Here is a 23,938-nt window from a genome sequence, read left to right on the forward strand (position 1 = left end):
TTTACGGTCTCCGATACTGAAAATCCGCTCAGAAAACTGAAAGAATCCCATCTCAGCTTGCCTGCTGCAGTATGAACAATTCCTACTTTCATGGACTTTCCTGACTTTTCACACGGTTTCCTATTCCAGAGAGCCGCTCCATCCATTGCAAGCGTTTTCGAGATACGCTATACTTTTCCTACACATGGAGGAGGGGTGCCTGGATGCTTCGTATGAAGGAGAGCAAAGTGATGTACCGCAACATTCTTCTAACTACGGTCATGACCATCGTGATTACGCTGCTCGTATCCTCTACGATTCTTTACGTTAACTTTGACAATATTGCGCTCAAGCAAGTGTATGCATCGGACTCCGACAGTCTCCAGCAGACCAGCACGCGCATTCAATCGATCACCGGCACCGCCGCCTCGCTTTCCTTCCAGATCTACCGCGATTTCGTCATCAGCAAGCTGCTGTTCTACGATAAGCCCGACATCTTCGATATTCAAGGCAGTATGGCCCAGTTGAATAATTACCGCCTTGCTATGCCGTTCATTGACTCCATTTATGTTTACAATGGTGCTTCGCAGTTGTTTTATGTGAGTTCGAACAACTTTCAGAGCGGCATTCAAACGCGTGAGCAGCTTGGCGACCCAGGCATGGTTGAAATTTTGGATCATTTTCAAGCCTATACGCCTTTCATTCCGATTCCTAGAACGTTCAACACAGCCGCAGATCAACCTTCACAGCCCCCAGAGCCCGTCGGCATTTACTCGTATCTCTGCTACGATGCCATTAATCTGGATAATTCCTTGAATTCCGCCGTTATCGTCAACATTTCCGAATCTTTCTTCAATAAAACCTTGCAAAACCAGCCGAACAGCCGCTCCAGTAAGGAATTTATTATTAATAAGGAAGGGACGCTGCTTTCTACGAATGGCAGTGATGCGATTGCTACCCGCTATGCGGAGAAAAGCTACATTCAGCTCATCCTGGCCAACGCCGGATCGCCGGGCTATCTGGTCGCCGACGTCGATAGCGTAAAGTCGCTCATCTCCTATACCGCACCGGATCCGCTCGGTTGGCGATACATCCGTGTCACACCTTACTCGGTGATTACCGAGAAAATTACGAGCATGCGTACCAAAACGATTTACATCTCGCTTAGCATTTTGCTGGCCGGGCTCCTCATGTCGCTGTTCACCTCCAAACGGCTTTACGATCCGATCGATAACGTCATTCGTAGTTTGAAACTGCTGGAGAACGAGCGAAGGGATAATCAACAAATTTTACGGCAAAATTTCTTGAGAAATATGTTGACCGGCCGGGACGTGTACCACCCCGCCGCCTTGCAAAAGAAGCTCAGCTACTTCGGCTCCAGTATCGATATCGCCAACCCAGCCATGCTGCTCATGGTAAAAATCGACCGCTTTGAGGAAACGCGCACAACGTACAAAGATCAAATTACCCTGATGCGCTATGCGATGATGAATATCGGGTGGGAAGTGTTCAGCCCAAGCTTCCATACGGAGGCCATCGATATGGAGGAAGATCATATTCTGCTGCTTCTCTCTGCGAAAGAACGTGATTTTTACATGGAGGAAAACGAACTTACCTCACTACTGGAACAGCTTCGTACCTTGATTGCCGATTACATTAAGCTTTCTGTGTCCTTGACGAACAGTCCGTTACAGCAGAATGCGCAAGATTGCTTTGACCTGTACCATCAACTGCTGGAAGCGTCCTACCACCGCTTGTTCCGGGGACCTGGCTGCATAATCCACTCCGATGAGATCCTGGCCTATCAAGACAAGGAGTACCAATTCCCGACGCAAAAAGAAAAACAGCTCGTCGAGCGCCTGATGACCGGAGACAGCGCAGGAGCCGAGGCGGTCTACAGCGAAATTATACAGGAAACAGCTTTGTATCCTTACTCTGTCGTGCATCTGGCCATTTCACATTTGACGCTGACCGTCAATAATGTGCTGACCACGATGAACCGCAACAATGCAGTCTCTATGCCGTTTTATCTGAACACATCCATTGCTTCGCTGTCCCGCTTCGAAACGATTGCCGAGGTCGACAATCAGTTCTTTCAAGTGTTCCGGCAATTGGAACAGAAGCTCGACGAGAAGAAAAACTCGAAGCATCTCGAGCTGATCAAAAAAATGAACGACATCATCGAGCGCGACTATGCGAACCCGAATCTGTCGCTTCAATCGATCGCCGATGAGCTGTCCATGTCGCCGGTTTACATTTCCCGCTTGTACAAACAGAACACCTTGGTCCCGCTCACTGATTACATTCAGGATGTCAGGCTGAGCAAATCCAAGGAGCTGCTCCTGCAGACCAACTTATCTGTCGCCGACATCGCCGAAAAAACCGGTTTTACGAGCGACTCCTATTTCTACCGTCTGTTTAAGAAATATCACAGCATTACACCGAATGATTTCCGCAAAAAATTCACGCCTCAAAGCGCGCTTTTGACGAACCTAATGGACGGGGGCATTGCCCTGCAGAAAGGGATGGAGAAACAATGAAAACTTGGTTAACGAAGCATGAGATGAGCTTGGGGCGGGTATTCAAGGCTGTCACGGAGAGGGTACGTCAGTACCCTGCTCCGCTTGATCAGCTAGGGCTGTCGTATGCAGCCAAATTCGACGTTGGTCAAGAAGGCAGCTCGAAGAACTATGTCTGCTACTTACTGCCTTATTGGATGGAAGATGTAGGCGAATTACCGTCCGAAACGCAAGATAAGCTCGCGATCGCAAATATTTTCATCATGTTGTACTACTTCATTCAAGACGACATTATGGATTCTTCCAAAGGGGAGCATCGTGAGAAGCTGCCGCTGGCCAATCTGTTTCAACTGGACTATATGGCGATTTACCGTGAACTTTTCCCGGCCTCTTCCCCATTCTGGAACTATTTCGATACCTACGTCCAGGAATGGGCGGACAGTGTAACGAACGAAGGCAGCCGAGACGATTTCCACGGCGACAAACTGCGCATCGCACGCAAAGCAAGCCCAGTAAAGAACGCCAGCACAGGCACTTTGCTGCTGACTGGACAAGCTCATTTCATCCCTGAGGTTACGGCTGCTGTAGAGTTGGCGCTCGTTACGCTGCAGATGCTGGACGATTATGCAGATTGGGAGGAAGATTTGGAGGAGGGAAGCTATAACTGCTTGCTGGCTTCAATACGTAGGAAACTGGGGCTTATGCCGGCAGATGAACTTTCTGTGGAGGCAATCAAGCAGCAAATCTTTGTCCTTGACCACTTGGACGCCTATCATGAGGTAGCGGCAGCCCATCATGAAGAGCTCATTCATAAGCCTGCGCGCATGGAGCAGCTATATAAATTCCATCATTCTCTTGTTCACAATCTAGAAAATATTGCTCAGGAAATAAAAGAACAAAGAAAATTATTAATTTCAGGCGGATTTTTCCATTTTATGTCGAAATCTGTATAGAATTTTCTGTAATTTTTTCGGGAATCATGCTACTATTATCTTTGTAGGGAATTTTACCCAATAACTATAGTAGGAGTGATTGCCGATGTCATCAAACGAAGCATTGAAAGCACAAATTATCCAAAAAGCCTGGGAAGATGAAGCCTTCAAACAACAATTGCTGGCTAATCCAAAAGCGGCATTGAAGCAAGCGTTCAACATCACAATTCCGGATGACATCAAAGTGAACGCAGTTGAAGAGACTTCGACAGAGTTCGTGTTGGTTATTCCTACGAATCCTGCAAAGGTATTGGTTTTGGCAAATGGTGTAGAATCTCCGTGGTAAAATAACTTAAATTAATAGTAAAAAGGTGCTGCGCTAATTTGGCGCAGCACCTTTTTTATCTGTAATAGAAGGAAAACGAAGAATAACTTCTGTACCTTGTAGACGTTGACTTTTAAACTCCACCTGTCCTTTCATCATGTCGATTAAGCGAAATGTAACCATTAAACCAAGTCCGGTTCCTTTCGTTTTCGTAGAATAATAGGGTTCCCCCAGTTTGGCCAGTTGATTAGGCTCAATCCCTTCACCATTGTCTTTAATATGAATGAAGATTTCACCTCGTTTTTCATACGACCAGATATGAATTTGACCGTCTTCCTGAAATGCTTCAATACTGTTTTTTATAATGTTTATTAGCACTTGTTTAAATTTCGAAGAATTCCCCAGAATAAACAAATCATTGGGTACGCTCACCGAAATTTTCCCGCCATGCAAAGTCGCCAGAGGAACAATAATCCCCTCGATTTGGCTTACTTCTTTAGATACATTCAGTTCAGTAAGCTCATCCATCTGTGGCTTGGCAAATGTCAGGAAATCTGTAATAATAACCGCCGCGCGATCCAATTCCTCAATTGCAATGCCCATATATTCTTTGTTTTTCGAATCGGTAGATGCAGAAACAAGCTGTAAAAAACCTCGAGTCACTTGAAGTGGATTTCTCACTTCGTGTGCGACAGATGCCGCCAGTGAACTAATCATTTCCATTTTTTCAGAAAGTTGAAGCTGGTTGTTGTAAAACTCTAATTCCTTTGAATAATTTATCATATGTTCCTGATTTATCGCAAAGCGTCGGCCAAGGATAACAATTAAAGATAAAATAAAACCAATAATACCAAACTTCCAGAGGACAAATTGATATTTTTGATCTTTAATATAATAGAGTAATAAATCCAAAATTCCCGTAGCCGCTAAAGTAGCAAATCCCTCCGAAAAAATCACCGCTTCTTTATTCCCACGGATAACAAAAAAGAGTGATAAACCAATGATAATACTGAATTGAACAATCATAATAAAGCCCAGGATAGTAACAGAAAATAAAAAGTAATATTGATTTAACTTGTAGTGACTAAGATGATTAATTAACATAAAGCATATGATAAAACCAGAGTATACACTTTGAAAGATTCGAACCTTTCGCAACCAATTAATTTTACCGTTATCAAATACTTTTTCAAAGAAATACGTCAATGAAGGTAAAAATATCGCTAGGGATATGTCAAATGTATCTACAAACAGGCTGCCATAATTATTAAAATTGGCATACATAAATGGTGAATATGTGATAAAGATCGCCCCAAGCGTTAGTATTAATATGCTTAGTGAGATCCACGTTTCTTTTTGAATTCGATTTAAAAAAAGCGAACAAATCAGCATAATTACTGAGATAAATAAAAAAGCGCAACCTATGATGATATTTTGTAAGTCCTGAAAAATAAATGAGCGTGTTAGTTGATAAAAGTGATCAATTCTAATCTCGGAGTCAATTCCAAGACGGTCGAGTGATGTTTCTAATTTAATATAAACGACATGACCGCCATCTTCTGAGCTAACCGGAAACAAGCTTCTCTGAACATCATACGGATAATCAAATGTAACCTCACGAATAAGACGGTTATCCAGATATACGGAAAGATTTTGAGCATATATTTTCTTTATATACAGTCCGTAATCCTTGGGAATTGAGGGAGGCAATTGTATTCGAATCCAGGCAACGGCAATATCTTTAGGTTTTGTAGGTGCCGCTTCACCATTTTTAATACTTTTCCAATCATCCTCCCCTGATAACCCTCCAGTAATAACATCCTCGATAGTGTCAGTTGAACTGCCCCAATGTAACTGCCAAAAAGAAATCGGTTTCAAGTCATTAACCTCTGCGGCTTTCGTCTGGGGAATCAAGCTGATCTGACTTACCAGAAACACCATCCATACGACCAGAACATACAAACCGATCCGTCTCTTTCGAGTTCGCCCCATGCATTCACCTTCCCACCGTTACCTGTAAGTTATTTACAAAATTATAATTCGACGATTATCAGCACTTTCCTTCTCTCATTTAACATAATTAAGCAAAAGTAAACAATAGTAAACACCTTATATCCATATGCTAGACAATCTTAAAAAAGTGAAAGGAAGCACTTCTCTTAAACTCTCTTTTCCTAGAACGGGCTGCTATTGACTGGATAATATTTCCTAGTTTAATCATAACATTGGATACGATGATCTTCAAACTTAAAATCTCCTCTAAAACTAGCAATGCCATGGCATTGAGAAATAATGAAAAAAAAAGGACAAATCGGAACTTTCGTTCGATTGTCCTTTATCTTCTTTTTAGCTTCCTTGTCCCTAACTCTCCTTCTTCATCTCTGACTCATGCCAGGAGCTGAGCAGCCATTTCGCAAAGGCATTCACGAGCAGGAAGAAGATGATGCCGAGCACCGAGGCGGATAAGCCGCAGGCGAACAGGTACGGCGTTTTGAGGCGAGCGGCCGCGTACGTGATGGCGTAGCCGAGCCCGCCTTGGCCGCCGCCGATGCCGGCGATGTATTCACCCACGATCGCGCCGACAACGGAGAGCGTGCAGGAGATTTTGAGGCCGGCGACGATGTACGGCAAGGCTGCGGGAATGCGCAGCTTGAGCATCGTCTGGAAGCCGCTCGCATTGTAGAGGTAGAACAGGTTGCTCATGTTCTGATCCGTAGAGTTGAGCCCGATCAAGGTGTTGGACAGCATCGGGAAGAAGCCGATCAGGAACGTAATAATGACAATGGCGTTCATGCCTGCATCAAACCAGATCACGATAAGCGGAGCGACAGCAACGATCGGGATCGTTTGTAAAATGATGGCGTACGGATAGACGGCCTTCTCGATCCATTTGGAGCTGGCGAGCATGATCGCGCCGGCAATGCCGAGGATGATGCTGAGCACGAAGCCAAGTACAGCTTCAAAGGTGGTCGTCCGCACCGACACCCAGAGCCCGGCTCTATTTTCATAAGCGGCTTTCACGATGTCGGATGGCTTGGGAACGAGGTACGCCGGTGCATGGGTCAACGCACATAGCAATTCCCAACCGCCGATAAAGACGATAAATGCAACCAACGGCGGCACAAGCTGCCTCAAGAGCAGAAGGAATCGACGGCCAGGCGAGACCCCATCCTCCATGCGCTTGGTCCAGGCCACACGCTCGCGTGCAGGAAAGATTTCATCAGGTAACATTTGCAAGTAATTAGAGTCAACAGCCATAGCACTTGTCTCCCTTCGCTTTACAATTCACAAATAATTTTGCCCGGATTCAGCAGACCTCTCGGGTCGTTCACCCGCTTCTTGCGTTCCATACTACCGACTTCGCCGCGCCCGCCCTGATCGAGCACCCACGTATGCGGATCAAAAATACGGACACCGATGGATTCGCAGAATCCGATGATCTCGTACAATCGTTCCTCTGTCGTAAACTTCACGACCGGCAACGCTGTCGGCGTCACCGCACCACCGCTGCGCACCCATTCAAAATGCAGAAACAATTCATCGCCATACTCCGCTTTCAGCAGTTCGATCTGCTCCAGGTACCGATCGATCTGGAAGCCCGCCTGCAAATAGGTCATCGTCTCATCGGTTTTCATCGCCCACAATGTCGTATGGTTCCAGGTGAAGTCGGAGACGCCAATCGTTTTGCGGTAATTCTTTGCTTCTATAATATGTCCCAAGCTTCCGCCAAAAGCCTGCGCGTGTTCTTCCACCAAAGCGAGCGTTTCCTCGGCAAACTCCAGCATGACCGCCGCCTGTCCCTCCTGAATCACTTTGGCAAAAGGGATGAAGTACGAAGGAATCGGCCATTCCATCGGTGCGACCAGCCTTTTCAGAATGCGCTCGTCCCGGGCCAACGCTTCCCCAAAGCGCATCGAGCGCTCGAAAGTCGGAAACTGGGCAATCGCCTGCGTCCATTCGGTGCGCGGAGCCAGCGGAATGGTTACTTCGGTCATAATTCCTGTCGTACCGTAATTATGAATATAGTTGAAGAGTTCACCGCCTTGAATCACGAGGCGCTGCGGCTCCTCCTCCATCGTATAAATGACAGCTTCCAGCACATTGCCATCCCATAGATTTCCGTAGGTGATCGACCCGATCCCGCCGGATCCGCCGCTGACGAATCCGCCGACCGTCGCTTTCACGTACGTGCTGGGGTATATGCGCAGCTCCTGCCCGACTTCACGCGCTTTCCGATCGATGACGCCGAGCTTGACGCCGCATTGCAAGCGGGCATAGCCGGGGCCAATCTCGATAATCTCATCCATTCGGCTGAGATCCATCAGAATGCCGCCTTGCAGCGGGACCGCCTGCCCGTAGTTGCCGGTTCCGGCACCGCGCACGGTCACCGGAATGCGGTGAGCGTAGCCGAAGGCCAGCACTTCGGCCACTTCCGCTTCCGTCCTCGGAAGAACGACTGCATCAGCAGCCTTCACCCCTTGCAGTAACCGGTTCAGCACCGGTGAATACCAGTAATAATCTTTGGACAGCTTTTCCCTTATATCGGAATCGATTGCGACGATGTCTGAACCAAACTGATCTTCGATTTCATGCAGCCAAGTCGTTTGTGTGGACATTGCGGGTTCACCTCTCCTTTTAATGCTCTAAGGCGTCGTTCACTTCTCGTACCAGATCGTTGAACTGCGTCGTCGTGCGGAACGTTTCGTCCCGTGGGAACGGCACCGGAATTTCCACTCTGGCGGCAATTTTGCCGGGGCGGGGGGTCATAACCATGACGCTGGTCGATAGGAAGACGGACTCAAACACGTTGTGGGTGATAAACAGCACCGTCATCGATTTGTCCTGCTGCCAAATGTTCAGCAGCTCCAATTGCAGCGTTTGGCGAGTAATTTCATCGAGGGCGCCGAACGGCTCATCCATGAGCAGCAGCTTCGGCCGTGAGATCAGAGCGCGCGCAATCGACACGCGCATCTTCATGCCGCCGGAAAGCTCCCGGGGCAGCACTTTCATGTAATCTTTCAGTCCCACTAGCTCGAGCACGCGCTCTGCTTCAGCTTGCTGCATTTTCTTATCGACTCCGCGCAGCTCGAGCGGAAGTTTGACGTTCGATTCTACCGTCGACCACGGCAGCAAGGTGTGATCCTGGAACACAAACGCGATGTCACTCTGCTTGCGCGCTTCCTTCGGCGTCGTGCCGAAGACGTCGAGTGTGCCTTTGCTCGGCTTGGAGAGACCGGTCATGATTTTAAAAATCGTCGATTTCCCGCAGCCTGAAGGGCCTACGAAGCAAAGAAACTCGCCTTCCTGAATGTTCAAATTCACATCCTGCAAGGCGATTGTGCCGTTAGGATACGTTTTCGAAAGATTCGCCATGCTGACAAAGGTTGAAGGTGTTGCAATCGGGCTGGACACAGCAAGCAATGGGGCATTCTTCGACATGTTCGTCATCTCCTAAACGATAAAATTGACTTAAAGAGCTTTATTGAGAAAGAGACTGTCCACGAGCGGCAAAGCGCCGGGGATCGAACAGTTCTTCTGCATTCGAAGTCGGAAAGGCTTATTTTTTGCTAAAATGGAACTGCCTCAGCGCTTCCGCCACATCCGCCACGCGTTCGCCCAACCGTGCCGCCATCAACAGCTCTCTGGGATCGGGGGACAGCGAGCTGTCCGGCCCTGCCAGCGTCGAGGCGCCATAAGGCGAGCAGCCGATGGCGTCAGCCGTTAAATACTCCGGATTCTCGGAGTAAGGAAGTCCAACAAAGATCATGCCGAAATGAAATAACGGTACCATGGCTGTCAGAAGCGATGCCTCATGTCCGGTATGAATGGATGCCGTAGAATTGAACAAGCCGACCGGCTTGCCTTCCAATGCGCCTTCGATGCACAGATCGCCAGCCATTTCGAGGAATAGCTTGACTTGCGCAGGCATTGTCCCATAGTAGGTCGGAAAGCCCAGCAACACACCATCCGACCAACGCAAATCGTCATTCGTCGCGATCGGGATCTCCTGCTGCAGCGCAAGGGTCGCTTCATATTTGGTATAACGATCGGTCAAACGAAATTGTTTGGAAAGCGCTGCGCCCTCGTCGGCTTCACGGTTCTCGGTGCGCGCTCCATCCGGTTTCACAACACGGTTGCCTGCCGCCAACAGCTCCGGAATGCGAACCATGCGCACTTCATGGGCGCCGGATTGGCTCGCACCGTCCGCTACGGCCTGAGCCATTTGAAACACATGACCAAAAGCGCTGTAGTAAAGCACCAACAGGTTCGCCATTTCCCGTTCACCCTTTCACGGCTGCTTTCTTTGTAAAAGAAACTTGCTCTGCCGAGGCTTGCCAATAGTGCGTCAGCGCCTCATGCCGCCATTCAGCTTTGCTTCCCGGCGTTCGCACGAATCGGCCTTGGTTGTACACCCATCTCCGATCGGGAAGCAGCGTGAACAGCTCTTCTACTGTCGTACCATCCAAAATAACAAAGCTGGCGGGAACGCCCTCTTGTATGCCGTATTGCGGCAAGCCAAGCACCTTCGCAGGCGCTTCCGTAATCATACGCAGCAGCGTGCGAAGATCGGCAGGTCTGCCCATATGCGCCGCATAGGAGCCAATCAAAGCAATTTGTAACAAATCCCCTCGCCCGAAAGGGTGGAAAGGATCGTGAATATTGTCCGAAGCGACCGCAATGGGAATACCTGCTTCCCAGATTTGCTTGAGACGCGTCACCCCGCGCCGCACCGGAAACGAATCGTGTCTGCCTTGCAGATACAGATTCACAGCCGGCAAGGATACCGCTTTGAGCTTCGCTTCGGCCATGCTTTCGATAACGGACGAAGCTTCCGCATCTGTCATTGAAGCAAGCGCGCACAAGTGATCAACGGCAACTCGGCCCTGATAGCCGGTTTGGATCGTTCGCTGCGCGACATAGAGCGCTGTTTTCATCGCCGGATTGTCGGTTTCGTCACAGTGGAGATCGATCGGCACGTCATATTTTTCCGCCAGATTAAAAATCCAATCAATATCCGCTTGCGGGGTCTCAGACAGATGCGGTGCCCCGCCAATCCCGTCCACGCCCATGCGGAGCGCTTCGTGGATGGCTTCTGTGTCCAGCGACCTAAAGTTGAGCGGGCACATCGGAAACAGCTGCAAGCTGATGTATGGCGCTAGCGCTTCTTTGGCCTCAAGTGCCGCTTCCACCGTACGGATCGCGACATCCCGCGAGTGCTTCAAGTTGAAATCGAGATGCGTGCGGATGTGCGTCGTGCCGAAGGACAGCGCTTGAAGAGCCGAGCGAATGATGCGGGCCTTAATCTCCTCCTTGGAGAAGGTCGGAGCCGCCTGCGAATAGTTGCGAACGGCTTCTTCGAGCGTGCCGCTTTGATTTTCCACCGTGGTCAAGGAAAACGATTTATCCAAATGCATATGTGCGTCGACCAACCCGGGGAGCATCATGCGCCCCTCCAGATCAATCGTCGGCACTCCGTCAACCCCGCCATGCATCTCCGGCGTCCACGCTTCCAGCTTTGTACTACCCTGTAGGCCGGCAGCATGGGCTTCCTGCTGTTCAATAAGCGTCCACTCCCCATCCCGAATGGAGAGACGATAAAATTTCTCTTCATTATATAGGGGCAATCGTACGTTACAGAAATTGATGTTGGTCATCGAAGTTACAGAAGCCAATGCCGCCACCTCCCAAGTGGTAAAATGTCGTAATTTTCAGTCTTTATTTTTTAGGCAAGAACTGTGTTGTGAACACTTTGTCGATCGGCTCTGCCGTTTTGAGGACGCCTACGTCGACCAACTGCTTTTGCACTTCTTCCCAGCGCTCTTTCGTCATGATGCCCGTACCTTTCGTTGCGGCATCACCGCCGAAGACGAAGTCCATTTCTTTCGTAGAGCTGTATTTCATCATATCCAGTCCCATGTCAGGGTTCTTTTGTTGAATAGCCGGGTTAATTTCTTCGGCATGATCTTTGTAATAATCCCAACCCTTCACGGTCGCTTCCACGAACGCTTTGACTTGATCCGGGTGTTCTTGAATCATTTTCTCGGTCGTGAAGTACACGCCGGCGTAAATGTTGTAACCGGAATCCGCGTTCAGGAGGACACCGTATTCGACTTTTTGTTGATCCAGTGTGAACGGCTCGGAAGTAACGTAGCCTTGGGTCAGGGACGACTTGTCATTCACGAAGTTGACCAGTTGACCTGTGTATTTAAGCTCCTGCGCATCATCCAGCTTGTATTTCTTCTTCATAAACTGCCAGAAGCTTGCGGTCGAGGCGACATAGACTTTTTTGCCATGAAGGTCGGAGAAGTCCTTGATGCCGGAATCCTTATGGTAGATCAGCGCTTGGGGGCTCTTCTGCATCGACGTCGCAATCGCTACGATCGGAATGCCTTCCTGTCTCGCCACCAAAATATCGTCGCCGTTCGCCATCCCGAACTGCGCTTTACCCGACGCCACGATCTGTGTGGCGGATACTTGCGGGCCACCCGGCATGAGCGTCATGTCAAAGCCTGCATCCTTGTAAAAGCCTTTGGCCAGAGCCGCAAAGTTGCCGCCGTGCTCCGGTTCGGCGAACCAGTTCAGCACCGTTGTCGCTGCAACCGGTGTTTTGGCCGCCGGAGCCGTCGAAGCTGCCGGTGAAGCTCCCGCTGCTGCAGACGGTGCTGCCGCCGATGGGGCCGGCGAAGAGGAAGTCGTGGAGCTGCCGCATGCGGCCAGAAGACCTGAAATCATAAGCACACTGAGAGAGACAACTGCCGGGCGTTTCACGCCAAATGCTTGGGAATCTTGGAATCGTTTCATCTTAAACTTCCCCTCCGATTGTGGTTTTCTCTACGATCTTGAACATCCTCTATAAGGCCGTTTAACCTTGAGTCAAATATACGTTTGCAAACCTGCCATCGTCAACGAAGAGGCTGACGTTTTGTATTTTCACACAATAAACGATCGTCTTTTTATAGTTTTTCCATGATTGTTCGGTCTTTACTCTTTACAATTCAATAAAAATCCGAATATTACCCAATGCGTTTAGATCGTACCCACTACGACACCAAGCTCCCTCAAGTACCTGCGATATGCGATGGAGAAGCGATCGACGCGGTGATTTAACTCCACTTGCAAATCCAGTGGCAGCAGCTCCGGCTTTTGCGTTTCAATCACTTTGGCATCCTGATCAAACACAATATCCTGAAAATGTTTGAAGTTCGCATCGTCCACGTCATAGGCATAATTGCGCGATACGAGCATGAACACGACGCACTCCTCAGCCGCAACCGGGAGCACCGTCAGCATAATCCACAGCGCCTGCCCGTTGCTCGGGTCCGCTTTCGTCAGCCGTCCTGAAAGGGGACGGTAAATCTCCTTGCGGTAGACGTACGTCGTACCTTCTTTTTTATCTGAGCCAGAGTGTGCCACAGGTTGAAAAATCGGAATATTTTCAATATAAATCCGGTCTGCTTCCTTTATTACCTCATAATCCGGCAGTTCCGCATAGTCGGGATGCCCCAGCAAATCCTGATGCACGAACATGAGGTGGGCAAAATCCGTAAAGTTCTCGATCACGCGCGTCCCCGCTGCTTGCACCTTGTACGGTCCGCATGGAATCGGGTGATACTCGGGGTTCGCGAACTCCTCAAAATGCGGAATCGGCCCACTCGGCTCCCCAAGGCATACCCAGATAAAGCCGTATTTCTCCTCGCAGGCGTACGTCATAGCTTTAGCTCTAGGTGGAATGCGCTCCCCTTGCGGTTGTGCAGGAATACAAACACATTGACCGGAAGAATCGTACTGCCAGCCGTGATACGGACACACAAGAATATCGTTCTTCACCCAGCCTCGGGACAGCATCGCCCCACGATGAACGCATAAATCCTGCATCGCATGAACACCCTTACTTGAACGGTAGATCGCCACGCGCTCGCCTAAAATAATGACTCCTGCCGGCTGATCCTTCAGCTCTGAAGCCAAATAAACCGCATGCCAATCGTTCTCCAAAACAGGATCGTGCAATCTTTCTAATGCCATCTTCATCATCCTCCATGAATGAAAGTTGGTGCTGCCATTTTAATCGTGGTTTGCAAAAATCGGATAAGTCCCCGCCAGCTTGCTGCGGAGGGCGTCCACGCGCGCCTGCGCCCGGCGCAAAACGTCTTGCTCGTCGATCCACGTGCTTTTGCCGTGTTCCACGACCACTTGCCCGCCGACGATCACAAGATCGACATCGTTGCCGTTCGCATTATAGACGAGCGCCGAAGAAGCTCTATGAACAGGGCTGATATGTGCCTTCATCATATCGACAGTCACGAGGTCCGCTTTTTTCCCCGGCTCCAGGGTGCCAAGGTCCTGGCTGCGCCCAACTGCTTTGGCGCCGTTCACCGTCGCCATCCGGAGCACCTCCATCGGCGGCAGCAGCGTCGCGTCCAGCTCATTCACCTTGTGCAGGCACGCCGTGAATTTGAGCACTTCCAAGTTGTCCTGGCAATTGTTGGAGCCGGGACCGTCCGTGCCCAGGGCGACATTGATGCCCATGCGCAGCATTTCCGGGACGCGCGCTACGCCCGAAGCGAGGTACATATTCGAGACGGGACAGTGCATGACCGAGGCTCCTTTGTCCCGAATCAGCTCCAGCTCACCGTCGTCGAGCCATACGCCGTGCACAACCTGGGTCTGCTCACCGAGCAAGCCGACATCGTCCAGCAGCTCCAGGTTGCGCCGGCCGTAACGCGCCATCGTATTCTCGATCTGCTCACTCGTCTCGGCGACGTGAACGTGTGAGATCAGCCCGCGGTCCCGGCTGAATACTGCCGCCTTTTCCAGATAACCCCGCGAGCAGCCATACAAATTGAGCGGCCCGAGGGCAATACGGATACGGCCCTGCGCAGCGCCTTCCCACTCATCGAGCAGTCGGTCGGTCGCGCAGAAAATCTGTTCTTCCGTTTCACGGAGACGAACCTCGCCGGCCATATCCGATCCCCCACGGGCCAAATGCCCGCGAATGCCCGAATCGACCATGGCTTGCAGCACGCTGGCGTCATTTTCCGGGAACGTGTGAATGTAGTGGTGATCCATGATGTACGTCGCGCCGGACTTCAAATTCTCGATGCACCCGATTAGTGCTGCCAGATAGAAGTCCTCCGGCTCCATCGCCAGGCTCATCGGCCAAATAATTTCCCGCAGCCACTGCGCAAGCGGAGAATGATCCGAAACGCCGCGCATGAACGTCTGGAAAAGGTGCGTATGCCCGTTGATGATGCCGGGGATGACGACTTTGCCTGAGACGTCGTAGGAGTTAACGGCTTCCCGGAGCAACTGTTCCTGTCTGTCGCTCCCGGTCCACTCGCCGACTTCGAGAATCGTGTCGTGCTCCATGTAGACATAGCCTGGTTTAAACATCTCGTTAGCGGCATTCATAGTCAGGACGGTGCCATTGTAAATGAGTTTCGTGGATATAGGGATCACCTCTTCTGTGTAATATAAACTAACGCAAAGTCAGGTGTTCAAATTTTGTGTCATGTAATTTAACATGATTATAAATTCATGTTTATCAAGCGTCAACACTTTTGTTAATCTATTTTTTCATTATAATTACGTTTCATTCATTTAAACTCTATGTTATATTAACAATATAATTTCAAGAAGGATGAGTTGCTATTGCGTATCCAAGCGTCTTATTAACATAAGGAGTGATATTCATGTTAGATTTACATCATCTCGATCCGATTGATCAAGAGATCATCAAACGATTGCATGAGAACAGCCGCATCTCCTATGCGAGAATCGGTGAAATACTGAACCTATCACGGGTTGCAATACAGAAGCGTGTTGAAAACCTCATCGAGGACGGCATCATCGAAAATTTCACGATTCGGTTGAATGCGACGAAGCTGGGCAAAGTGGTGAGCGCTTTTTTTGAAGTGGAAGTCGAGCCTCGCCATGCGGAGGCCGTCGGCAACACACTCGCCGAAGACCCCAATGTGGTCAGCATTTACCAGATGACCGGCATGAGTTCGCTGCATATGCACGCCTTGCTGCGTGACGAGGCGGCATTGGAGCAGTTTTTGTATCAGAATATCTACAAGTTGGATGGCGTTGTGCGGGTGAATACCCAAATGGTGATTAAGCGATTTAAACAGGGGACGGGGTTGGAGTTGTAGGGGACTAAAATTGCCCTGCTGGGCATCAGCCAAACAGGGCTTCTTCGTTCCATCTTCGATTACGGTGGCAACCAAGGGGAAAAATCCTGGACGGGTGCTATTTTTCGCTAATATTCGCTGAGCCTTGTTACATCCGTTGGTTCTCCCCTTGATAAATGCTTGTAAAAAAACTCTCCAATATACAGAATTACCAAAGGATACAACAGATACAAGTAAACGTCCCACCATAACTGACTTATCAAGATTCCACTTCGCTTCAAAAGTACGGTAAGAATGATGAGTATGGTTTCTAGACAGACATATTTTATCCATCGATATTTCCAACAGGCCACAAGCAGTAAGGTGGTAATGAATACAACGAATAGATAGTAAACGATACCAAAAGCACTGGTGTCATATGCAGGATCACTAAACCATCCAGGCCGGTACACTCTGCTATAGAATAACATAAAAGGCAAGAACTGGGCGGTTCCTGAAAAAGGGCCCAAACCTAAAAAAAGCAAGAAAGCGCGTGAGACGCCTTTTCGATCCTTGCTCATCCAGGGATATATCTTTTTTATCAACGGGAAGTATACCAGGAGACCCAATGAGGTATATGCAGTCCGCCACCAATATTGAATGTAGATATGCAGCTCAACGAAAAGCCACTCTATCCCTGCTAGCAGAGCGATAAACACGACGATCCAGAACCAGCTAAGTTGAAATACCGAAAGGATCAGAGCAAGTGTTGGTACCGAGATTAAATTAGACGTTATTGCTCCTAGATGGCTGTCGTAATAACGATTGCAAAGCATGTTCGGGCGGTACTCGTAGCTCCCGTTGAATATATAAATGACGGCTTCTATGAGATATAAGATCTCAACGCCAATAAAAAACTGCATATAGGTGTGGACGCTTCGTTTTTTATAAAATACGATGACCAACAAAACAATACAAATAAAGCTTAGTCCTAGGTACCAATATGAATTCGTGCTCACGTCAGCCCCCTACATGATGGAATCGTTCCCATTATTATTTCAACTTCTACGGAACAAATATTCAGAGAGGGCATGTGTAAAGACGCCTTTGTGTGTTACTCATCTAGACGTATAATCTTCTTGCAAAAGTTGGATACTTAGAGAAACGTCTATAGGAGGGATTTCCATGAATACCCATGCTTTGATGTGGGGGATGCTAATTATTCCGTGGCTATCGTTATTTATCATGAAGCCGGCATCCATCCGCAGATTTATGCCAGTTGCTATTATTGGGGCACTCCTCGTGACTATCGTGTTTGAAATCGCGCATGCGTTCCGATGGTGGACCATCTTCGATAAGGCGATCATTGTTCCATGGGGGTATATTACCAACACTGCCTATGTTTATGGCTTCTTTTTAATTGGAACGCTTTGGATTTTCAAACTCACTTATCATAAGTTTTGGCTCTTTCTGCTGACCAATTTGGTGATCGACGGGATGTTTCAATTTGGAATGGATCCCTTGTTCGAACGGGCCGGGTTTTACCGATTTGAGCATATCACCCATTGGCAGGTCTTCTTCATCATGATTAGTATTGCTCTACTGTTATATTTGTATCAAATGTGGCAAGAAGGCTCGATCAGTCATGAGGTCAAGGAAAAAGACGATCCGTATGAGCTGCAATTCTCCCGCCGCCAAAAAGCAAGATGATTTTAATCAGGTGTTACGACATTGTACCTTATCCAAAAAACCTCGGCATCATTCGCGAAGGCTTCCGCACTTCCGATGACACCGAGGTTATTCTATTCCCATAGCTGCAAGGCTGCGCCTATCATGCCACCCCAATTACCGCGATAAGCCGGCTCAATCCGCACGCCGGCCCACATCGCCGGCATCGTGCGGCGCTCCGCCTCCGCCCGCAGCTCGGCGAAGAAGTGTTCACCGGCTTCCGCGACGCCGCCGCCGATCACGACCACTTGTGGATTCCACATGTGAATGAGCGAAGCGATGGCCGCGCCAAGCGCAGCCATCGACTCCTGCATGAGCGCCGCCGCGAGCGGCTCGCCGGCGTGCCAACGCGCGAATACTTCCCGCGCGTCAATAAGTGCATCCGCTTGCCCTTCCGCGGCAAGCCTCTCACGCATCCGCCTCGCAATCGAAGTGCCCGAGGCGTACTGCTCCAGGCACCCCCTCCCGCCGCAGAGGCAGGGAGGGCCGTGCAAGTCGACGGCGAGGTGGCCGAGCTCGCCGGCACCGCCCCAGGCGCCGTGCACGAGGCGGCCGCCCGTCACGAGCGCGCCGCCGACGCCGGTGCCCAACGCGAGGCAGATGAAGTCGTTGACGCCTCGCGCAGCGCCGAGGCGCTTCTCCGTCAACGCGAGCACGTTGACGTCGTTGTCCACGCGCACCGGCAGCGGGAACTGCGCCTCCAGCAATCGGCGCAGAGGCGTCCCGGCATAGCCGGGGAGCAAATCCGAGGCGGAGCGCACCGCGCCCTCCGCCCAATCAATTTGGCCGGCGGTGCCAACGCCGATGCCGCGCAGCGCCAGCGGAGGCAGCGAACCGCTCGCGCCGCCGAGCACTTCTCGGATCGCAAGGACAATGCGATCCTCCGTCCTTGCGCTGCCGGCCAGCGTCGGCACGCTCACGGTGTGCAGCACCTCGCCGCGTTCATCCACGATGCCCGCGTTGATCTTCGTACCTCCGACATCAACGCCGACGGCGTACGGAGCATCCGGTTCTAAGCGATACATCCCGCCCCCTCCTTTACCCATAACGCTTCAGCGCCTCAACATACCTCGCCGTAATGAGCTGCGGCCGTGTGATCGCGCTGCCGACGACGACATAAGAAGCTCCGCTGTCCAGTGCTTGAGCCGCATCTTCCGGCGTCCAGATCCGCCCTTCGGCGACAACCGGCACCTGGACGCGATCCGCCAGCCCCCGCACCAGTTCAAAATCAGGCGCCTCCTGCTGCACACTATACGGCGTATACCCCGACAACGTCGTGCCGATAAAGTCCACGCCGAGCGCTTCCGCCGCCAGCCCTTCCTCCAGCGTCGAAATATCCGCCATGACGGCGACGCCACGCTCATGCGCATAGACAATTAAGGGCTTCACGGTGTCGAGCCGCCCTTCCCGATCCGTGATATCGAGGGCCACGATATCTGCGCCGGCTGTAACGATCGCCTGCACTTCTGTTAGCGTCGGCGTAATAAATACGGCGCTGCCGGGGATGTCTCTTTTGATGAGGCCGATGACGGGTACATCCACCTCTTTCTTGATGCGCACAATATCCGCTGCGCCGTTCGTGCGAATGCCGATCGCCCCCGATTGCACGGCCGCTCTTGCCATTTTCGCCATCGTATCGCCGCCGTGCAGTGGCTCATGATCGAGCGCCTGACACGATACGATCAGCCCTTGCTGTGGAAACAATCCATTCAGCTTCATCCCGCTCTCCTCCTGCCTCTCTGCCTTATTCCGTTGCTAATGCAATCAAATCCTCGATTTTGCGGTTCAAAGCTTCGATCCGTTCCGCATCATTGTCGGTTACAGGCAACAACGGTAATCTAGGCCCTCCGATGTCATAGCCACGCAGCTTCAGAATTGCCTTGCATGCCCCGTAAAGCGATGGGAAGGAGAGCAAGTCTACGATGCATTCGTTCACGAGGAACTGCCACTTTTGTGCTTCCGCCATGTTGCCTTGCTGGTAGCACTTCTCGATTTTCAGAAAAAGCTCCGGCATCACGCCATATGTGCCGCCGATCCCTCCATCCGCGCCGATGCTGCGTCCAGCCAAATACTGCTCGTCCGGGCCGTTCAGCACGAGAAAATCCGGACCGCCCGCCGCCTTGAACTGCTGCAGCTCGAAGGTGCTTTCGGCAGAAATTTTGACGCCGATCACTTTATCCTGCTCCGCCATCTTTGTCAGGAGACTCGTTGACAGGTGAAAACCCGTCGTCTGAGGGATGTGATAAATGATGAACGGCAAGTTTGTCGCGTCGATAATCGCCTGCCAATGCGCTTCAACGCTTTGCGGGGACAGCCGGTAATAAATCGCCGGCACCGCAGAAACCGCATGGGCGCCAACTGCTGCCGCATGGATCGCCAGCGCCACGCTGTCCTGCGTTGCCGGTGCACCAACATGGGCAATGACCGTCAGCTCGCTGCCGACTTCCGCCATAACCGCTTCCAGCACAAGCTTCCGCTCTTCCACCGACTGCAACATCCCTTCGCCCGAGCTGCCGCCAACATAAAGACCTTGGACACCAGACTGCGCATAATAGCGCGCCAAGCGTCGAATCGCCTCGGTATTGATGGCCCCCTGTTCGTTGTAAACCGCATAGAAAGCGACGGTAATGCCTTTAAATCGAGCTATATCATAGGTTGTCATCTCGTAAAACCTCCGATTTTATTGGAAATACTTATAAGTCTACGTATAAAAGCTACCTTGCACCGCCCACCTACCGCCGTTCCTCAACTGAACTGGAATTTCTCCCGAACATTTTTGCATTTTCGCCTAAACCGGGGTAATGAACTGGATTTCCTCCAGTATATTCGCCCATTCAGCGGCCTTTCTTCAAAAACGACTGAAATAAACTGGAGCTTTTCCAGTTCAGCTCACATCGAAGCCGTATACAGGCAAAATGAGCTGGAGGTTTTCCATTACATGGACACGCCAAGCGGCACGTGAAGTCGCGCTGATGGGATCATCAGGTAGTGTAGGAGCCAATTCTCTGGGAAGAAGGAGATGCGACTCAAACTCACCCCCTACCCCTTCACCGCACCCATCGTAATCCCTTGCGTAAACGCCTTCTGGAACGTTAGAAAAATCGCAATCATCGGCACAGAGGCTAACGCTGCTCCCGCCATCATAATGCCGTAGTTCGTCGTAAATTCTCCCTGCATCGTCGCAATGCCAAGCGGCAAGGTCATCATGGGGGTGGACCGCGTCATAATTAGCTGCGAGAAATAATCGTTCCACGACGCGATGAAGGTGAAAATCGCAAGCGCGCCCAGCGCAGGCTTCAGCAGCGGTATGATGATCGTCGAGAACAGCCGGACCTCGGAGCAGCCGTCGATTTTGGCCGCCTCTATCAGCTCTCCCGGAATCGTCTGCGCAAATTGCTTCATTAGAAATACGCCAAATGGCCAACCGATCGCCGGCAAAATCAACCCCCGGTACGTATTCACCCAGCCGAAATCGGTGAGCATCGTGAACAGCGGCACCAGAATGACCTGCTTCGGCAGCGCCATGGCGGCGATGAACAGGGTGAAGATCATCGCACGACCGGGAAATCTCTTCTTCGCCAGCACGTACCCCGCCGATGCGGAAACCAGACATACCGCGATCATTTCCATGAGCGCGATGAAGAAGGAGTTGAACGTCCAGCGCCACACCGGATTTTTAAACAGGTCCGACCAGTTCTGCAGCGTCGGCTTGATCGGGAACCATTCCGGCGGAATTTGCGTCGCTACAGTTTGAATTTTAAATGCCCCGGTCACAATCCAGTAAAACGGAAATATAAAAAACAACGTCGATCCAATCAACAACAGCGTAGACAAGCCGTTAAACAGTCGATGCCCGGCGCTTCGTTTCATGCTGCCCCCTCCTAGTACTCAACATCGCTGCCAAAAAATTTGAATTGAATGAGTGAAATAATTCCGATAATAATCGCCAGAACGACGCCCATCGCCGATGCGCTGCCAAAATGCCCAAGCATAAACGCCTGCTCGTACACGCCATACATGACCGTCGATGTGCTGTAGACCGGCCCGCCGGATGTCAGGAGCTGGATCAGCGCAAAACACTGGAACGTGTTAATCGTCGTAATGACGATAATGTACAGGTTCGTCGGCATCAGCATCGGCCAGGTGATTTTGATAAAAATTTGCCATGGCGTCGCACGGTCAATCTCTGCCGCTTCTCGGTAGGAGGTCGGAATGTTGCCAAGCGAAGCTACATATAAAATGATCGGCTGCCCGACAGACGTCGTAATCAGCACGGCAATAATCGCAAGCAAGGCAGTCCGCTGGTCGCCAAGCCAGGAGACCGGCTCTAGCCCGACCAAGCTTCCCAAATAGTTGAGGATTCCGTAGTTGGGATGATAGATCCAGCCCCAGACGACCGTGATGCTGACGACGGACGAGACGGCCGGCAAATAGAAGACGCCGCGGAAAAAGGAGCGCGCCCATTCTTTTTTACGATAAATCGAAACCGCTACAAAAATGGAAAACAGGATGACGATCGGGACGGTAATCACGACCAAAAGCAACGTATTGCGCATCGATTTGAGAAACGTCGTGTTATGAATCAGCGCGGTATAGTTGTCGAGGCCCACAAAGGAAAACGTGCGCAGCGAGTAGTCAAAAAAGCTGATATAGATGCCCTTCAGCATCGGATATGCGACAAAAAGCAGAAAGAATCCAAGCGCTGGCAGTAAAAAAAGATAACTCATCAGCCAATCGCGGCGTATGAAGCTTCGGGTTTTACGGGCCGCTGCCTCCATCTTCTTCCCCTCCTCTTTCGTGATGTAGTAAGAAGAGTAGAGCACCTCAGCACTCTACTCCGTGCGGAACATGGGTGGTTATTTGGCTGCTGCCTGTTCTTTTTTCGCTTTGGCGATGGCTTCGTTCGCTTTCGCCGCAAAGGTGTCGAGCGCTTCCTTGCCGGTTGCCCCGCCTGTCAGCGCACGCTGCAGCTCTGGGAACCAGAACGTGCGGATTTCGGCATAGCCATCGGCAATCGTTGGCGCATCCGTAATAAATTCACGCGCCGCTTCCGCGTACTTATACTCAGGATCATTGTACAGACCTGTTACCGACGTACGGGCAGACAAGCCGCCGGTTTGAATCAGATTTTTCTTCCCATATTCCGGGTCATTGGCAATGAAGTCGATCAGCTTCTTGGATGCCGCAATTTTATCCGCGTTGCCATTGTTGAAGATCGCCATGCCGCCAAGGTACGGCTCCAGCTTCGGTTTCGAACCATCCATCGTCGGGAATGGCAGCAGGATGTCCTCGAATTGCGTCTTTTTCAGCGGTACGTTTTGCGCTTTAAGTACAGCCGAGTAGTTGAGGGTAAACGCCAGCTTGCCTTGCAGGAACAGATCGTTCACGTCCGCCGCCGCCAAGGAAGCAGGACCTGCCACGCTCAGCTTGTCTTTCGTCGCTTGCACGACCCAATCCAGCGCTTTCGCCGCATTGTCCGTGTTGATGGCCACTTTGGAGTTGTCTTCGCTGAGGAAGCGGGAAACGCCCATGTTCGCCAAGTAAGCCCGGGTGCCTTGGTCGCCTGCGGAGCTTTTCGCGAAGAACGCGGACGGAATCACGTCCGGAGCCTTCTCTTTCACCGCTTTAAGTGCTTTCTCGTATTCGGCCACCGTCCACGTCCGGTCAGGGCGATTCAATGGTAGAAGGTCGAGTGCGCCGATTTTCTCGAACACCGTTTTATTAACCGCCATCATGAACGGCGCCGTATTGATCGGATACATGTAGATCTGATCGCCAACCATGGATTGCTTCCAGATCGCCGGCGTAATGTCTTTCTTCACTTCGTCCGAGACCATATCGTTCAGCGGCGCAAGCAGTTTCTTTTTGCCCCAGTCGATAATCCGGCCCGGCGCATCATAAATGACATCCGGCGCGGAGTTAGAGGCGATGGCCACATTCAGCTTTTGCGGGCCGCCTTCAAACGTAATCATCTCGAGGTTAACTTTAATCTCTGGATATTTCTTGTTAAACGCAGCGATAATCTGTTTCTCGTATTTCCCCACTTCGCCGTCCAACGGCTGAAAGTTGGGGAAATTCCACCACGTGATTTCAACCGGCTTCGACGGCACCGTGGTTGCGGCTGTCCCGGTCGTGGTTGCTGGAGCGGATGGCGCAGGGCTTGACGTATTCGTTGAAGCGTTGGAGCAAGCAGCGAGCTGCGACCCGACCAGCGCGAGACCGATCAGCGTCATAAGACCTTTTTTCATCGTTTTCATTGAAGCACCCCCATCATATTTGGCAGAACGAATTCGGGCTTGAATCCGCTTTCGACTCGTTCATGAAACTAGCATAAGCGATTGAGGA

21 protein-coding genes are annotated in these 23,938 nt (G+C 50.8%); 5 read left to right on the plus strand and 16 right to left on the minus strand.

What is annotated here, in order from left to right; genetic code table 11:
• The first annotated feature begins 203 nt into the window (after window positions 1-203).
• The 3 genes from EJQ19_RS13245 to EJQ19_RS13255 all read left to right on the plus strand — a co-directional run bounded on the left by EJQ19_RS13245 (window position 204) and on the right by EJQ19_RS13255 (window position 3,776).
• Window positions 204-2,519 (plus strand): helix-turn-helix domain-containing protein, encoded by a 2,316-nt coding sequence (locus EJQ19_RS13245; RefSeq protein ID WP_126141699.1) that lies wholly within the window; start codon window positions 204-206, stop codon window positions 2,517-2,519.
• Window positions 2,516-3,451 (plus strand): class 1 isoprenoid biosynthesis enzyme, encoded by a 936-nt coding sequence (locus tag EJQ19_RS13250; protein ID WP_126141700.1) that lies wholly within the window; start codon window positions 2,516-2,518, stop codon window positions 3,449-3,451. Before EJQ19_RS13245 ends, EJQ19_RS13250 begins: the two co-directional genes overlap by 4 nt.
• 85 nt (window positions 3,452-3,536) lie before the next feature.
• Entirely contained in the window at window positions 3,537-3,776 is a 240-nt protein-coding gene (locus tag EJQ19_RS13255; RefSeq protein WP_126141701.1) for an NHLP leader peptide family RiPP precursor, read from the plus strand.
• 33 nt (window positions 3,777-3,809) lie between these two features.
• Here EJQ19_RS13255 and EJQ19_RS13260 read toward each other — a convergent pair whose 3' ends face one another.
• The 9 genes from EJQ19_RS13260 to EJQ19_RS13300 form a co-directional block, all read right to left on the minus strand.
• The gene (locus tag EJQ19_RS13260; protein ID WP_126141702.1) at window positions 3,810-5,747 is read right to left on the minus strand and encodes a sensor histidine kinase; all 1,938 of its coding nucleotides are present in this window, start codon (window positions 5,745-5,747) and stop codon (window positions 3,810-3,812) included.
• Between the two features lie 369 nt (window positions 5,748-6,116).
• Entirely contained in the window at window positions 6,117-6,932 is an 816-nt protein-coding gene (locus tag EJQ19_RS13265; RefSeq protein ID WP_241242894.1) for an ABC transporter permease, read from the minus strand.
• A gap of 101 nt (window positions 6,933-7,033) precedes the next feature.
• Window positions 7,034-8,371, minus strand: a complete 1,338-nt coding sequence (locus EJQ19_RS13270; protein ID WP_126141704.1) for an FAD-binding oxidoreductase — start codon at window positions 8,369-8,371, stop codon at window positions 7,034-7,036.
• Between the two features lie 19 nt (window positions 8,372-8,390).
• Window positions 8,391-9,194, minus strand: coding sequence for an ABC transporter ATP-binding protein (locus tag EJQ19_RS13275; RefSeq protein ID WP_241242883.1), 804 nt, complete (start codon window positions 9,192-9,194; stop codon window positions 8,391-8,393).
• A gap of 118 nt (window positions 9,195-9,312) precedes the next feature.
• Window positions 9,313-10,029 carry an NAD(P)H:quinone oxidoreductase gene (gene wrbA, locus EJQ19_RS13280; RefSeq protein ID WP_126141706.1) on the minus strand — a complete coding sequence of 239 codons (717 nt, stop codon included), beginning with the start codon at window positions 10,027-10,029 and terminating at the stop codon, window positions 9,313-9,315.
• A 7-nt stretch (window positions 10,030-10,036) separates the two neighbouring features.
• Window positions 10,037-11,428 carry an amidohydrolase family protein gene (locus tag EJQ19_RS13285; RefSeq protein WP_241242884.1) on the minus strand — a complete coding sequence of 464 codons (1,392 nt, stop codon included), beginning with the start codon at window positions 11,426-11,428 and terminating at the stop codon, window positions 10,037-10,039.
• Between the two features lie 43 nt (window positions 11,429-11,471).
• Window positions 11,472-12,557 carry an ABC transporter substrate-binding protein gene (locus EJQ19_RS13290; protein WP_126141707.1) on the minus strand — a complete coding sequence of 362 codons (1,086 nt, stop codon included), beginning with the start codon at window positions 12,555-12,557 and terminating at the stop codon, window positions 11,472-11,474.
• A 225-nt stretch (window positions 12,558-12,782) separates the two neighbouring features.
• On the minus strand, window positions 12,783-13,778 hold the full coding sequence (locus EJQ19_RS13295; protein WP_241242885.1) for an aromatic ring-hydroxylating dioxygenase subunit alpha: 996 nt from the start codon (window positions 13,776-13,778) through the stop codon (window positions 12,783-12,785).
• 39 nt (window positions 13,779-13,817) lie between these two features.
• On the minus strand, window positions 13,818-15,146 hold the full coding sequence (locus tag EJQ19_RS13300; RefSeq protein WP_241242886.1) for an amidohydrolase family protein: 1,329 nt from the start codon (window positions 15,144-15,146) through the stop codon (window positions 13,818-13,820).
• Between the two features lie 299 nt (window positions 15,147-15,445).
• On the opposite strand from EJQ19_RS13300, the gene EJQ19_RS13305 reads away from it, so the two are divergent.
• Complete coding sequence (locus EJQ19_RS13305) at window positions 15,446-15,907, plus strand: Lrp/AsnC family transcriptional regulator (RefSeq protein ID WP_126141708.1); 462 nt, start codon at window positions 15,446-15,448, stop codon at window positions 15,905-15,907.
• Window positions 15,908-16,014: 107 nt separating this feature from the next.
• On the opposite strand, the gene EJQ19_RS13310 is transcribed toward EJQ19_RS13305, so the two are convergent.
• A complete protein-coding gene (locus EJQ19_RS13310; RefSeq protein ID WP_126141709.1) occupies window positions 16,015-16,884 on the minus strand; it encodes a hypothetical protein in 870 nt (289 codons plus the stop codon).
• A 166-nt stretch (window positions 16,885-17,050) separates the two neighbouring features.
• On the opposite strand from EJQ19_RS13310, the gene EJQ19_RS13315 reads away from it, so the two are divergent.
• Window positions 17,051-17,575, plus strand: coding sequence for a hypothetical protein (locus tag EJQ19_RS13315; protein WP_126141710.1), 525 nt, complete (start codon window positions 17,051-17,053; stop codon window positions 17,573-17,575).
• A gap of 92 nt (window positions 17,576-17,667) precedes the next feature.
• On the opposite strand, the gene EJQ19_RS13320 is transcribed toward EJQ19_RS13315, so the two are convergent.
• From EJQ19_RS13320 to EJQ19_RS13345, 6 genes are all read right to left on the minus strand, one after another.
• A complete protein-coding gene (locus tag EJQ19_RS13320) occupies window positions 17,668-18,618 on the minus strand; it encodes an ROK family protein (RefSeq protein WP_164716528.1) in 951 nt (316 codons plus the stop codon).
• A gap of 13 nt (window positions 18,619-18,631) precedes the next feature.
• A complete protein-coding gene (locus tag EJQ19_RS13325; RefSeq protein ID WP_126141712.1) occupies window positions 18,632-19,312 on the minus strand; it encodes an N-acetylmannosamine-6-phosphate 2-epimerase in 681 nt (226 codons plus the stop codon).
• A 25-nt stretch (window positions 19,313-19,337) separates the two neighbouring features.
• Window positions 19,338-20,255, minus strand: coding sequence for a dihydrodipicolinate synthase family protein (locus EJQ19_RS13330; protein ID WP_126141713.1), 918 nt, complete (start codon window positions 20,253-20,255; stop codon window positions 19,338-19,340).
• Window positions 20,256-20,632: 377 nt separating this feature from the next.
• Window positions 20,633-21,463 carry a carbohydrate ABC transporter permease gene (locus EJQ19_RS13335; protein WP_126141714.1) on the minus strand — a complete coding sequence of 277 codons (831 nt, stop codon included), beginning with the start codon at window positions 21,461-21,463 and terminating at the stop codon, window positions 20,633-20,635.
• An 11-nt stretch (window positions 21,464-21,474) separates the two neighbouring features.
• The gene (locus EJQ19_RS13340; RefSeq protein ID WP_126141715.1) at window positions 21,475-22,371 is read right to left on the minus strand and encodes a carbohydrate ABC transporter permease; all 897 of its coding nucleotides are present in this window, start codon (window positions 22,369-22,371) and stop codon (window positions 21,475-21,477) included.
• A 78-nt stretch (window positions 22,372-22,449) separates the two neighbouring features.
• On the minus strand, window positions 22,450-23,850 hold the full coding sequence (locus EJQ19_RS13345) for an ABC transporter substrate-binding protein (RefSeq protein WP_126141716.1): 1,401 nt from the start codon (window positions 23,848-23,850) through the stop codon (window positions 22,450-22,452).
• Window positions 23,851-23,938 lie beyond the last annotated feature (88 nt).

The organism is Paenibacillus whitsoniae (assembly GCF_003955665.1).
GTDB lineage: Bacteria > Bacillota > Bacilli > Paenibacillales > NBRC-103111 > Paenibacillus_E > Paenibacillus_E whitsoniae.

Bases quoted from the DNA above. Each gene is read 5' to 3' on its own strand.
- EJQ19_RS13250 (WP_126141700.1), top strand. From the start codon at position 2,516: ATGAAAACTTGGTTAACGAAGCATGAGATGAGCTTGGGGCGGGTATTC.
- EJQ19_RS13275 (WP_241242883.1), bottom strand. From the start codon at position 9,194: ATGTCGAAGAATGCCCCATTGCTTGCTGTGTCCAGCCCGATTGCAACA.
- EJQ19_RS13270 (WP_126141704.1), bottom strand. From the start codon at position 8,371: ATGTCCACACAAACGACTTGGCTGCATGAAATCGAAGATCAGTTTGGT.
- EJQ19_RS13345 (WP_126141716.1), bottom strand. From the start codon at position 23,850: ATGAAAACGATGAAAAAAGGTCTTATGACGCTGATCGGTCTCGCGCTG.
- EJQ19_RS13295 (WP_241242885.1), bottom strand. From the start codon at position 13,778: ATGGCATTAGAAAGATTGCACGATCCTGTTTTGGAGAACGATTGGCAT.
- wrbA (WP_126141706.1), bottom strand. From the start codon at position 10,029: ATGGCGAACCTGTTGGTGCTTTACTACAGCGCTTTTGGTCATGTGTTT.
- EJQ19_RS13320 (WP_164716528.1), bottom strand. From the start codon at position 18,618: ATGTATCGCTTAGAACCGGATGCTCCGTACGCCGTCGGCGTTGATGTC.
- EJQ19_RS13290 (WP_126141707.1), bottom strand. From the start codon at position 12,557: ATGAAACGATTCCAAGATTCCCAAGCATTTGGCGTGAAACGCCCGGCA.
- EJQ19_RS13245 (WP_126141699.1), top strand. From the start codon at position 204: ATGCTTCGTATGAAGGAGAGCAAAGTGATGTACCGCAACATTCTTCTA.
- EJQ19_RS13300 (WP_241242886.1), bottom strand. From the start codon at position 15,146: ATGTTTAAACCAGGCTATGTCTACATGGAGCACGACACGATTCTCGAA.
- EJQ19_RS13325 (WP_126141712.1), bottom strand. From the start codon at position 19,312: ATGAAGCTGAATGGATTGTTTCCACAGCAAGGGCTGATCGTATCGTGT.
- EJQ19_RS13335 (WP_126141714.1), bottom strand. From the start codon at position 21,463: ATGAAACGAAGCGCCGGGCATCGACTGTTTAACGGCTTGTCTACGCTG.
- EJQ19_RS13265 (WP_241242894.1), bottom strand. From the start codon at position 6,932: ATGGAGGATGGGGTCTCGCCTGGCCGTCGATTCCTTCTGCTCTTGAGG.
- EJQ19_RS13315 (WP_126141710.1), top strand. From the start codon at position 17,051: ATGAATACCCATGCTTTGATGTGGGGGATGCTAATTATTCCGTGGCTA.
- EJQ19_RS13330 (WP_126141713.1), bottom strand. From the start codon at position 20,255: ATGACAACCTATGATATAGCTCGATTTAAAGGCATTACCGTCGCTTTC.
- EJQ19_RS13340 (WP_126141715.1), bottom strand. From the start codon at position 22,371: ATGGAGGCAGCGGCCCGTAAAACCCGAAGCTTCATACGCCGCGATTGG.
- EJQ19_RS13305 (WP_126141708.1), top strand. From the start codon at position 15,446: ATGTTAGATTTACATCATCTCGATCCGATTGATCAAGAGATCATCAAA.
- EJQ19_RS13260 (WP_126141702.1), bottom strand. From the start codon at position 5,747: ATGGGGCGAACTCGAAAGAGACGGATCGGTTTGTATGTTCTGGTCGTA.
- EJQ19_RS13255 (WP_126141701.1), top strand. From the start codon at position 3,537: ATGTCATCAAACGAAGCATTGAAAGCACAAATTATCCAAAAAGCCTGG.